This is a genomic window from Arthrobacter sp. Cza30, from assembly GCF_059090765.1.
The window spans coordinates 155979-167426 of record NZ_JBNHGA010000006.1 but is presented as its reverse complement, the minus strand read 5'-3'; the positions used below and the strand labels follow the sequence as shown (position 1 = coordinate 167426).

General features: G+C 66.1%; 13 protein-coding genes. 5 read left to right on the top strand and 8 right to left on the bottom strand.

Translation table 11 applies throughout. The features are described from left to right. Window positions 1-19: 19 nt before the first annotated feature. The 3 genes from AC5RVZ_RS21370 to AC5RVZ_RS21360 all read right to left on the bottom strand — a co-directional run bounded on the left by AC5RVZ_RS21370 (window position 20) and on the right by AC5RVZ_RS21360 (window position 1255). Window positions 20-319 carry a hypothetical protein gene (locus AC5RVZ_RS21370; protein ID WP_494067682.1) on the bottom strand — a complete coding sequence of 100 codons (300 nt, stop codon included), beginning with the start codon at window positions 317-319 and terminating at the stop codon, window positions 20-22. Then, complete coding sequence (locus AC5RVZ_RS21365) at window positions 316-804, bottom strand: hypothetical protein (RefSeq protein WP_494067681.1); 489 nt, start codon at window positions 802-804, stop codon at window positions 316-318. The genes AC5RVZ_RS21370 and AC5RVZ_RS21365 overlap by 4 nt, the downstream gene beginning before the upstream one ends. A 145-nt stretch (window positions 805-949) precedes the next feature. Further along, complete coding sequence (locus AC5RVZ_RS21360) at window positions 950-1255, bottom strand: hypothetical protein (RefSeq protein WP_494067680.1); 306 nt, start codon at window positions 1253-1255, stop codon at window positions 950-952. A gap of 308 nt (window positions 1256-1563) precedes the next feature. On the opposite strand from AC5RVZ_RS21360, the gene AC5RVZ_RS21355 reads away from it, so the two are divergent. Then, on the top strand, window positions 1564-1866 hold the full coding sequence (locus AC5RVZ_RS21355) for a DUF4193 domain-containing protein (RefSeq protein WP_494024779.1): 303 nt from the start codon (window positions 1564-1566) through the stop codon (window positions 1864-1866). A 429-nt stretch (window positions 1867-2295) separates the two neighbouring features. Further along, on the top strand, window positions 2296-3750 hold the full coding sequence (locus AC5RVZ_RS21350; protein ID WP_494067679.1) for an HRDC domain-containing protein: 1455 nt from the start codon (window positions 2296-2298) through the stop codon (window positions 3748-3750). Here AC5RVZ_RS21350 and AC5RVZ_RS21345 read toward each other — a convergent pair. Then, the gene (locus AC5RVZ_RS21345; RefSeq protein WP_494067678.1) at window positions 3688-4779 is read right to left on the bottom strand and encodes a DMT family transporter; all 1092 of its coding nucleotides are present in this window, start codon (window positions 4777-4779) and stop codon (window positions 3688-3690) included. The genes AC5RVZ_RS21350 and AC5RVZ_RS21345 overlap by 63 nt on opposite strands. A 152-nt stretch (window positions 4780-4931) precedes the next feature. On the opposite strand from AC5RVZ_RS21345, the gene AC5RVZ_RS21340 reads away from it, so the two are divergent. After that, window positions 4932-6227 carry a thiolase family protein gene (locus tag AC5RVZ_RS21340; RefSeq protein WP_494067677.1) on the top strand — a complete coding sequence of 432 codons (1296 nt, stop codon included), beginning with the start codon at window positions 4932-4934 and terminating at the stop codon, window positions 6225-6227. Next, entirely contained in the window at window positions 6224-8350 is a 2127-nt protein-coding gene (locus AC5RVZ_RS21335) for a 3-hydroxyacyl-CoA dehydrogenase NAD-binding domain-containing protein (protein WP_494067676.1), read from the top strand. Before AC5RVZ_RS21340 ends, AC5RVZ_RS21335 begins: the two co-directional genes overlap by 4 nt. Before the next feature lie 115 nt (window positions 8351-8465). Here AC5RVZ_RS21335 and AC5RVZ_RS21330 read toward each other — a convergent pair whose 3' ends face one another. Further along, entirely contained in the window at window positions 8466-8936 is a 471-nt protein-coding gene (locus AC5RVZ_RS21330; protein ID WP_494067675.1) for a DUF2975 domain-containing protein, read from the bottom strand. A 154-nt stretch (window positions 8937-9090) separates the two neighbouring features. Between AC5RVZ_RS21330 and AC5RVZ_RS21325 the strand changes: the two genes are divergently transcribed. Further along, entirely contained in the window at window positions 9091-9276 is a 186-nt protein-coding gene (locus AC5RVZ_RS21325) for a hypothetical protein (protein WP_494067674.1), read from the top strand. A gap of 77 nt (window positions 9277-9353) precedes the next feature. Here AC5RVZ_RS21325 and AC5RVZ_RS21320 read toward each other — a convergent pair whose 3' ends face one another. The 3 genes from AC5RVZ_RS21320 to AC5RVZ_RS21310 all read right to left on the bottom strand — a co-directional run bounded on the left by AC5RVZ_RS21320 (window position 9354) and on the right by AC5RVZ_RS21310 (window position 11327). Next, complete coding sequence (locus tag AC5RVZ_RS21320; protein ID WP_494067673.1) at window positions 9354-9947, bottom strand: DUF5956 family protein; 594 nt, start codon at window positions 9945-9947, stop codon at window positions 9354-9356. 337 nt (window positions 9948-10284) lie between these two features. Continuing rightward, entirely contained in the window at window positions 10285-10818 is a 534-nt protein-coding gene (locus tag AC5RVZ_RS21315) for a DUF2867 domain-containing protein (RefSeq protein WP_494067672.1), read from the bottom strand. A gap of 44 nt (window positions 10819-10862) precedes the next feature. Further along, window positions 10863-11327, bottom strand: coding sequence for an ASCH domain-containing protein (locus tag AC5RVZ_RS21310; protein WP_494067921.1), 465 nt, complete (start codon window positions 11325-11327; stop codon window positions 10863-10865). Between the last annotated feature and the right edge of the window lie 121 nt (window positions 11328-11448).

Below are 11448 nucleotides of genomic sequence, written 5' to 3'. Positions count from 1 at the left end.
CACCGTCGCGCCGTGCAGATCAGGGATAGACCAGCAGGTTCTTGTGCAGCTGGCGCCAGCCTTCAGCCACCTCCTTGCTGGCGTCGTAGTCATCGACAACCAGCTTCGCTTTCACACCGGCGGCCTCGAGTTCCACACTGGGGACGCCACCACAGCCGGCAGAAGCCGTGTCTGCTGTCAGGTTTCCCACGACCACACAGATATCACCCTTGTCGGGATCGTTCGGTATAGCGGCATAGAACGCGTGCTCGTCGTCCTTCGCCAGCAGCCGTGCGCTGTCTGCCTTGACACCGAATAGATGCTTGGCGTCGCCGGTCAACGTGTCGGCTGGTTCTTCCGGAGCATCGAGGACCGCCAACCGGGGTTGCGGATCATGAGGCCGCGCACCAGCAGGTTTGGGTGCAGGTAGCGCCAGCCTTCGGCCAGTTCCTCGCCTGAGTTGTAGCCATTGAATACGAGCTTTGCCTCCAAAAGATCCCTAGTTCCAGCAAGCTCTTTAGCTACGTAGGGGGTGGTGTCCCCGCACCCCCCGGATTCTTCGGCACCCCCTTTAGACTCGATGACCACGCACAGGCGGCCGTCCTCGGGGTTGACGGGCACCAAGGAATAGAACCTGTAGTCGCCCTCGTCTGCCAGTAGCTGCTTGTTGGAAGATTGGACCGGCTGGTTCTTGGAATCGCCGGCGGCGTCAGGCCCACCTGCCAAGATGTCCGGATCGGATGACGCGGTGCCTGGTCCGCTGGTGCAGCCGGCCATCGCCAGGAGTACCGCTACACCGGCTGTCAGTTTGGTCAGCGTGCGCATCAGGTTCCTGTCTGTGCGTGTTACCGCTTCACGGTGTACTTAGCGCCGAGACTCTCGGCGAGGGCTTTCATGTTCGTATTTCTTTGGCGATCCTCTACCCCTAGGGCGACTTCTGCCATATCGGCGACAAACCAGTTTTGACCCTCTACAGGTACACAGACCCGGGGTTACCAGCTGCACCGACATACATCTCGTGCACGTTGTCGTAGGCTTCCTGGCTGTCGAACCAGAGAACTTCGACAGTCTCGGTACACAACGTCGATTCGCCGGTAGGCCCACCCGACAGTGGGTGCTTGGTCGGCGGGTCACCCACATCATCCGCGCAGCCCAGCACCCCCTCCACTGCCTGATACGCATCCTCCAGCGATGCGAATTCCGGCAACTCCTTGGCTGCACCACTTGCACTACCGCAGGCGGTAGCGACTCCAAGTAGCCCGAGTACCGCCACCAAAGGCAAATGCTGCCCCGCACGCCTGCTCACTCGTTTCCCCCTCCGTTTATGCAAGGTTTGTCCCACCCTAAGCGCGGAAGTGTATAGAGCGGAGGAGTCAGACGTTGCGAAGCAATAACTTCCTAAACGGTGGCAGTAGCTCAGAGCGTCCTGTGCTCTTCGCCCTCCAGTCCCCATCTATGTGATGATCTACCGCCGCCGACCGTCCAGACCGGATCATGCTGCCTGCCCTTCGAAAGAGGGAATAGCCGCCGAGTGCTATACGTTTACCGGAGTCAGTCAACCTTCGAGAAAAGAGAACAAGCCAAGTGGCAACCGATTACGACGAGGTCCGGTCCGACGTCAAGGAATCCCAGCAGAACTCTCTGCAGGCACTAAAGTCCGCAAACGCACCGGACGCCCGCAGCGTCGTCATGGAGCTGGATGAGGCCGACGGCCTGGACGGAGCCGGTGTTCCCGGGGGCGAGTTCATCGCCGAGGAGCTGACTGTTCAGGTCATCCCCCAGGCCGAAGACGAATTCACGTGCAATTCGTGCTTTATGGTCCGCCACCGGTCCCAGATTGCCCGACAGAAGGGCAGCCACGCCTACTGCACCGACTGCGACGGCTAAACGGCCGTTCTCACTGTTGGGTGGGTCAGCACCCTTAGTGGCGGGCCATGCTCTCACCGTCAACATGGGGGCCGGCGCCGGCCAGCGCCAGTAACCGTCCGATGCCCGTGCCGGCGTCATAGGCGACGTCGAACTCGACCCGCTGGTTCTCTTCCAGGGAGCGGTAACCGCTGGAGGCGCTGGCCGAGAAGCGTGCGAACCATCCGGCCCGCCGCCGTCCTGGCGCAACCCAGATGAGGGCTCATCCGCGGAACCCATCCGCTAGCGAAGTTAATTGCAGGTTCGTAATCACCCGGGAGCTGCGGATGCACCAGAAATGGCTGCGGACCGCGAGGAAGCCGGCGTGCGGCGCTTCATCGCCTCCGATTACGGCACGGCGCATCCTGCCATTCGGCCGGGCGCATACTGCTGGCCTAAACTGAACGGATCATGAGCTCCTTGACTTCGGACACGTCCGGGCACAACAGCCCTGACCAGAGCACCTCCACTGACGCCGCAGAACCCCGGGAGCAGACCCCACCGCTGATCCACCTCGATGCGCCCCGCGACGGCGTCCCGCTGGTCATCGCCAGCGAATCGGGGCTGCAGCGGGCCGCCGATGCGCTGGCGGCCGGCACCGGACCCGTCGCCATCGACGCCGAGCGGGCCTCGGGCTTCCGCTACGGGCAGCGGGCCTTCCTGGTCCAGTTGCGGCGCGAGGGTGCCGGCACCTGGCTGATCGACCCCGAGCCGTTCGAGGACCTGAAGCTGCTCAATGACTCCCTGCGCGGCGTCGAGTGGATCCTGCACGCCGCAAGCCAGGATTTGCCCTGCCTGTCCGAGCTGGGCATGTGGCCCGACAAATTGTTCGATACCGAACTCGCGGCCCGGCTGGCCGGACTGCCCCGGGTGGGCCTGGCAGCCGTGATCGAGTCCCTGCTCGGCTTCACGCTGGCCAAGGAGCACTCCGCGGCGGACTGGTCCACGCGCCCCCTGCCCGAGCCGTGGCTGCGCTACGCCGCGCTGGACGTCGAGGTGCTCATCGAGCTCCGCGAGGCCCTGATCGACAAGCTGCGCGACGCCGGCAAGCTCGAATACGCGCTGGAGGAATTCGAGGCCGTGCGCGCCGCCCCGCCGTCGCCGCCGCGCGTCGACCCCTGGCGCCGCACCTCCGGACTGCACCAGATCCGCGACCGCCGGCAGCTGGCCGCCGTGCGCGAACTCTGGAACGAACGCGAAGCCCTGGCCGCCAAGCGCGACGTTGCACCGGGCCGGCTGATCCCCGACTCGGCCATCGTCGCCGCGGCCAAGGCCATGCCCGCCACCGTCCCGCAACTGCTCGAGACGCACGGGTTCCATGGGCGGGCCGCACAGCGCGAAGCACCGCGCTGGCTGCGTTGCGTCGCCACGGCCCGGGGCGAGACCGAGCTGCCTCCCCTGCACCTGCCCACCAACGCTCCCCCGCCGCCGCGCTCCTGGGCCGACAAGGACCCGGCCGCTGCGGCCCGGCTGCAGACCGCCCGGCCGCGGCTGGCATCGCTCGCCGAGCAGTTGGACATGCCGGTGGAGAACCTGCTGACCCCCGACTACCTGCGCCGCACCGCATGGCGTCCGCCGGAGCCCGTCACGGAGCAGTCGGTGGACGCCGCCTTGGCCGAACTCGGCGCCCGCCCCTGGCAACGCAAGCTGACCGCCGGGTTGCTCGCCGAAGCCTACGCCCACCCGGAGCCGCTGGCGCTCAAGGAGAACCCGGAGCCCGAGGCCGGCGGCGGCGACGGCGCTGCGGGCACCCCCGCGCGCCGGCGGACTTCCACGGGAACCATTGCCGGGCCCGCCGAATCCTCAGCGGGGGCGGTTTCCGGCTCCATCCGGCGGCGCCGGCGTGAACGGCATTCCCCCGCCTGACCGCCTCTGCTGCGCCGACGCGGGAGCCCGGTCTTCCGTTCCCGGCAGACTCCCCGTCGGTGGTGTCTGGCTGCTGCCCGCGGAGGCAAGCCAGCGGCGGCCGGGTACAGTCAGGACGGCAAGGCTGGCGATGACCAGGGCGACGCCAATCCAGCCGACGGGTGGAAGCTGCTCGCCCACCACCAGCACGGCCAGCACCGCGGCCACCACCGGCTCCGCCAGCGAAAGCGTTGTGGCGGTGCTGGCGCGGACCCGCGCGAGGCCGAGGCCAAACAACACGTAGCCGGCGAACATCGGGACCAGTGCCATGTAGGCCCCCACGGCAGCGTTGCCCCAGGAGGCCAGCAGCGGGGCGCCCGTGAGCAGCAGCACCGGCATCAGCAACAGTCCGCCCAGGCCGAACATGGCGCCCATGCCGGCACGTGCGGGAACCCCGCCGCCAATGATCCGGTGTGCTGCCCAGGAGTAGAGGGCGTAGGTCAGTCCCGCCAACAGGCCCAAGGCAATACCGGCGAGCGTCCTGCCCGTACCCCCGGTCATGTCGCCGTCCGGGGTACCGTTGCCGCCGCCTCCGGCGGCCGCGAAGCACAGCAGGGCGGTTCCGGAGAGCCCCAGCACGGTGGCGCCGGCCCAGCGGGCGCCGAGGATGTGACGGTCGGCAGCCCGTTCGATGAGCGCGGACGCCAAGGGGGCGGAGCCGATGCTGACCACCGTGCCGACGGCAACGCCGGCCAGGTGCATGGAACTGTAGAACGCCAACGGATACACGGCGACGGCCACCGCCCCCGGAAGCACCAGCTTCCACTGCGCCCGCAGTTGCCGCCGGGCACGACCCAGCGGCCGCAGCGCAGTCAGCGCTTGCAACAGCCCGCCCACTCCCATGGCCACGGCGCCGATGGCAAGCGGACCAACCTCGGGCGCGAAGGTGGCAGCCGTTCCGGTAGTCCCCCACAGCACTGACGCTGCCAACACCAGGAACGCACCGGGGTAGGCCACCGCCGGCCGGTGCCGCTGCTCTTCTGCTTCCATGTCTCCTCGCCGGTTTCCTGCCGCCCAGCGTAGCCGCTGCACCGTACCCGCAGCATGCCTTCCACCGGACCACCAGCCCGCGCTTGCTGCCTAAGTTACCGGCGGGTAACATCTTGCCTAGCACTGTGTCCCGCATCTCATGGAGGTATCAGGTGAGCCCTACGTCCCCGCCCCGCGCCCTGCGCGATGTCGTCTTCGTCGACGGCGTGCGCACCCCGTTCGGCAAGGCGGGTGAGAAGGGGATCCATGCCGGCGCCCGGGCCGACGACCTGGTGGTCAAGTGCATCCGGGAACTCTTGCGCCGCAATCCGTCGCTGCCGCCCGAACGGATCGACGACGTGGCCATCGCCGCCACCACCCAGACCGGCGACCAGGGCCTGACCATCGGCCGCACCGCCGCGCTTCTTGCCGGGTTGCCCCGCTCGGTCCCCGGCTTCGCCATTGACCGGATGTGCGCCGGCGCCATGACCGCCGTGACGACGACGGCCGGGGGCATCGCCTTCGGCGCGTACGACGTGGTGGTGGCCGGCGGCGTGGAACACATGGGCAACCATCCAATGGGCCAGGGGGCGGATCCGAATCCGCGGTTCGCCGGCGAGCGCCTGGTGGACCCCGCGGCGCTGAACATGGGCAACACCGCCGAAAACCTGCATGACCGCTTCCCCGCGATCACCAGGGAACGGGCCGACGCCTATGCCGCGGCCAGCCAGGCCAAGCTCGCCGCGGCCTACCGGAACGGCAGCATCCAGCCCGACCTGGTGCCGGTGGCCGGCCGCAAACCGGGCGAAGGCTGGACGCTGCACAGCGCGGACGAACCCCCGCGGCCGGACACCACCATGGAAGACCTGGCCGGGCTGCGGACCCCGTTCCGCCCGCACGGCCGGGTCACCGCCGGCAACGCCGCCGGCCTCAACGACGGCGCCACGGTCTCGCTGCTGGCCTCTGCGGAGGCCGCCGGGGAGCTCGGCCTGCCGGTAAAGATGCGCCTGGTCTCCTACGCCTTCGCCGGCGTCGAGCCCGAAGTGATGGGCATCGGCCCCGTCCCCGCCACCGAGAAGGCCCTGAAGATGGCCGGCCTGGACATCGCGGACATCGGCTTGTTCGAGATCAACGAGGCTTTCGCCGTACAAGTGCTGTCCTTCCTGGATCACTACGGGATGGCCGACGACGATCCCCGCGTCAACCGCTACGGCGGGGCCATCGCCGTCGGCCATCCCCTGGCCGCCTCCGGCGTGCGCCTCATGACCCAGCTGGCCCGCCAGTTCGAAGAGGACCCGTCGGTCCGCTACGGATTGACCACAATGTGCATCGGGCTGGGCATGGGGGGAACGGTGATCTGGGAGAACCCGCACCATGAGGATTATTCGGGCAGCACCGTTGATACAACCGCCGAAACCGTTGGAACCGCCACCCCCGCATCAGCACCGGCACGAGAGGACCACGCATGAACGCCGCCCAGTACACGGCCCTGGCCGCGAAGTTTCCGGACGAGACCGTCACCCATTCCTACGTGCAGGATGTGGAGCTGCCCGGTGCCGGCACCCTGGCGCTGCTGACCCTGGACAATGACCTGGACCACCGCAAGCCGACCACCCTCGGCCCCAATACCCTGGTGGAACTGGGCACGGCACTCGAGGGGCTCAAGGCACGGGCCGCGGCGGGCAAGATCTCCGCCGTCGCCATCACCGGCAAGCCCTACTACCTGGTGGCCGGGGCGGACTTGAGCGCCGTGGGCAAGCTCACCGACCCCGAAGACGGGCGGGCGATGGCCCGGCTGGGCCACGATGTTTACGCCACGCTCGCCTCCATGGGCGTGCCGACCTTCGCCTTCATCAACGGAGCGGCGATGGGCGGCGGGCTGGAGATCGCGCTCGCCGCCGACTACCGCACCATCTCCACCGGTGCCAGCGCCATCTCCCTGCCGGAAGCCTTCTTAGGCCTGATCCCCGGCTGGGGCGGGGTCTACCGGCTGCCGCGGCTGATCGGCCCGGCCAACGCCGTCAAGATCATGGTCGAGAATCCGTTGAGCAACAACAAGGCGCTCGACGGCACGGCCGCCTACCGGCTGGGCATCGCCGACGTCCTGTTCGAACCGGCCGATTTCCTGGAGCAGTCGCTGGCCTGGGCCACGCGGATCCTCACCGACGACGGCGCCCGCCGGCTGGTCGCGGACCGCCGCGCTGGAACCTCCGCGGCCACCGAGGCGGACTGGGACAAGGCCCTCGCGGCCGGCCGGAAGTTCGTGGAAGCCAAGACGTCCAACGCCGCGCCGGCGCCGGCCAAAGTCCTGGACGTGATGGACGCCGGCCGGGGCAAGAGCCAGCAGGAATCCGCGGGGCTGGAAGTCGAAGCGCTGGCGGAATTGATGCAGACCCCGCACTTCCGCGACACGGTATACGCCTTCCTGGAGCTGGTGCAGAAGCGTTCCAAGCGGCCGGCCGGCGCGCCGGACCCCAAGCTCGCCCGACCCGTCACGAAGGTGGGCGTGGTCGGCGCGGGCCTGATGGCCAGCCAGCTGGCGTTGCTGTTCGCCCGCCAGCTGAAGGTTCCGGTGGTCCTGACGGACATCGACCAGGCCCGGGTGGACAAGGGTGTGGGGTATGTCCACGCCGAAGTGGACAAGCTGCTGGCCAGGAAGCGGCTCTCGGCCGACGCGGCCAACCGCACCAAGACCCTGGTCATCGGCTCGGTCTCCAAGGAAGCGTTCTCGGACGCCGACTTTGTGATCGAGGCCGTGTTCGAAGAACTGGGGGTCAAGAAGCAGGTCTTCGCCGAGGTCGAGGCAGTGGTCTCCGAGGACTGCATCCTCGCCACCAACACCTCATCCCTGTCGGTCACGGAGATGGCAGCGGACCTGCTGCATCCCGAACGCGTGGTCGGCTTTCACTTCTTCAACCCGGTGGCCGTCATGCCCCTGCTGGAAGTCGTCCGGGCGCCGAAGACCAGCGACGAGGTGCTCTCAACCGCCTTCGTTCTGGGCAAGGCACTCAAGAAGACCACCGTGCTGGTCCAGGACGCCGCCGCCTTCGTCGTGAACCGCGTGCTGCTGCGGCTGATGGGGGAAGTAGCCAACGCCTTCGACGAGGGCACGCCCGCCGACATCGCCGACAACGCGCTCAAACCCATGGGCCTGCCGATGACCCCGTTCACCCTGCTGGCCATGGTCGGCATCCCGGTGGCCCAGCATGTCACCGAGTCGCTGAATGCGGCTTTTGGCGACCGCTTCCGGGTCTCCGCCAACCAGCAGCGGCTCATCGACAACGGCATCACGTCCCTCTGGATCACGGACGACGACGGCCGGCAGGTGATTCCCGAGTCGACCCTGGCGCTGCTGGAGTTCGGAGACTCCCCCAGCAACTCCGAGCAGCTGCTGCGGCGCACCCAGGACGCCCTCGCCGAGGAGATCGGGCTCATGCTGGAAGAAGGCGTGGTGGCCGCCCCGGAAGACATCGACCTGTGCATGATCATGGGTGCGGGCTGGCCGCTGCATTTGGGCGGCATCACCCCTTACCTGGACCGGGCCGGCGCCTCCGAACGGGTCAACGGCCGAAAGTTCCACCCGGAGCGGTAACCGCAGCCGCCGAAGCCGGGCACCGCCGTCGTACCGCTCCTTCAGGACGACGGCGGTGCCGGCCCGCCGGGGGAAACGGCGTCGTTACCCGTGAGCGCAGGCCGGGGCGTTTCAGTTACGCGACACCACCTTCATGGACGTCGTTTCCCGCCAAAAACCCCAGTGCCTTGGCTCTCACACTGAACGCAAGGGGCACGAGGGCGAGAGAGACCAGCAGTCCGAACATCATCGGCGGCCCGCCGACGTTTGCGACGGATCCGGCGTGGACAAAAACGCCTGCAAAGATCAGCGACATGAAGCATAGCGAGGCCGTCATGACGGTGGCCCATCGCTTTGACCGACTGGAGGACACGTTGCCCGCCACCGCGGCCGAAAGCAGCTGCCAGGACGCCAGCAAGGCCACCTCGAAACCGCCGATGGCAATCACGATTACCGTGACGTACGGGGGCGCCAGGTACGCAACCTCGGGGTAGGCACCGGCGTACTCTGCGGCGACCCGAGGAACAATCAGCAGCTGAGCCAGCAGTGCCCCAACAGCAAGGGCTCCGAGGATGATGCGGAAGGGTGTGGCTCGCTGGCTGATCATAGGGCAATCATCACCTACGTCGACTGGCTGGCGGGAAGCGCTAGGCGCAAATGAACAGGCATAATGCCAATAAACGAAAGGTGAGACCATGGCGGCAGTCGTTACCCCAGCGCGGCGACCTACTGCCGGACCAATAGCGGCGACGGTTGTGCTTGTGGCTTCGCTGGTCCTCTTTTTCGTCACCGACAACGCGCTGGTGGTTGTCGCCGTAGCTGGTGCCGTGGTGTTCTCACTGTTCGGACTACAGATGTCCAAGTGGTACTGGATCCCGTCTACCCTCGGCTCATTGCTGCTGCTCTTGCTGCTTGCGCTCATGATACCCCTGTGGACTGGAGGCTAGATGGTCGAGGTTGGGAACCCCACCAGGGTTGCTAACCTGCGTCCCTGCCTCCGCGAACGCCGATAGCCGCGATCCTCTCAACCATGATCACCAACCTGCGACGCCGCGCTTTTCGGACGATGGCCGTCATTAGACTTGCGCTCCGGTTGCCTCTGCACCGGGCCGGCATTCCGGCCCCTCGCAACATCTGCGGCGGCCAACGCTGAAAACCATTGCTTATCCCCTGGTGGGGGCGTGTTTTCCTGTTCCCGGATGTAGAGGTCCGTGATAACCCGCTCGACTGCCGGTGCTAGATAACGCGGATGGCCGAAGTGCCCGGCCATAACAGCCCGGCTGGCGGCGTCGTCGACCCCCGCCATATCGAGGCCTTCCGGCAGGCGCAGGAACCAGCGGTAGCCCCGGGGCCGAGGCGGCAAGCCCGCATCTCTCAGGTAGGCGTCGATGTCGTCCTCAATGGCGCGGATATCATCCTCGCTGATCGGCTCTTCCCAGGAAATGACGGCGCCGTCGGACTTCTCGCAGCGGACCTTGACCTTTTCGGTGCGGGGGCCCATCGGCTCACGTCGAATATTGTCCGGGCCGGCGAACCAGGAGATCATCGCGTCCCAGCCTGTCTCAGCGATTTCGATCCAGCCGTCCGGTCGGGGCCCTTCAGAGACCTGCTCCCACATCTTTAATCGCCTTCTTGTTGAGGGCCGGGCAGGGGCAGAGGCCCGGATGCGTTGATTATCCCATCCGGGCCCCTGCCATGGATGCCCGGAACAGGACAAGGAGAAGGTGCTAGAGCCGGGTCAAAGCGCTGAAGAACAGGGGGCTGGGCGGGCTGCAGTTCTTCGATTTCACCGCCAACCAGGCCTGGGCATACATTGTCGCCTTCGCCGCGAACTTCGTCGCCTGGCTGCAGTTGACCGCCCTCGTCGACAAACATGCGGCCCGTTTCCCGGGCCAAATCTTGAATGTTCGGGTCAAGAATTCTTCATCGAGACACCTGCCCGGGCATATACACAGTTATCGGCTTGGGAAGTTCTTCTGAAAACCGGGGGGATGCACCAGTGCTGCAGTGATCATGCGGCGCATGATGATGTTGTGAAAAGGCCGAATTAGGTTGAAGTAGAGCCGCCCCGTCCAACGGCGGTAATGGACGACGGTAGTGATCTGGAAATTGTTCTTGGGTTCGGTTCCGGTCGGCTCCACCTCGACGATGAGGTGGGCGATTAGATGAGTGTCTTCGGCGGTGAGCACCAGGTAGGTGTCTTCCTTGCTTTCGGAAACCGTGAAAAAGGCGAGTCTGCCACCGGGGCGGAGGCTCATCTCTGCCGGGCGAGGTGCGCGGTTCGTACGGCCGGATGGGTGTTCGAGCCGCATGAGGCGGGCCAGCACGCCACGAGCCACGAACAGCGCCTTTAGCCAGATCGGTTGCCACGACAGGATGTTGCTGATGCCCTCACGTAGAGACAGTGATGTAGTGGCGCTCACCCTGTCCAGGTGGTCTACTGACTTCGCGTATTGCTCAAGTTCCGGGCGCATGAGTTCGCCTTTCATGGGGGGCGCCGCTGCGATCTCCTACGAGCGAACGTGCGGCTGACTTATTGCGCCGAATCTGCATATTGAGGTGGCCAGACCACCTTGAATCGTTCGAAGACGATCTCGTCGGACTCTGCCCATTGACGCCCTTGGGCTGCTGATACGCGAGCCCAGTAGCGGCGGTGCTCACGCTGCCAACTGTCTAGGCTCAGATCGTCCTCGCCTTCGTCGAGGGCGAACGCAGCGTCAGCACTATTAAAGGAACCAATGCGCAGTTCAATACTGCGAATGATGATGCTCGGAGTGCCGTTCCCATCACAGGCAATCCAGTGGGACCCGATCCGGGGCACCTGGTCACCTCGCGCTATGAAGTCCGCAACGAGCTCCGCCGTCGCGCGTTTCCTTCCGCTGAGAACATGAGCGAGAAGTTCATCAGCTAACCGCTGCGTATCACCGAAGTGTTCAATTGTGTATTCCGGGGACGCAGCTACCGCCTCCGGGTGAGCAGCACAGTATTCCTGCCACATCCGAATGCCTGCGTCATGGTCGACAGGGCCAACAGGGTCAAGTTTCACCACCTCATAATGTCAGAAGCAGGCGCCCGATAGCCGGTCTATAGAGCGGCACCCGATCGCCACTCCCCTAACT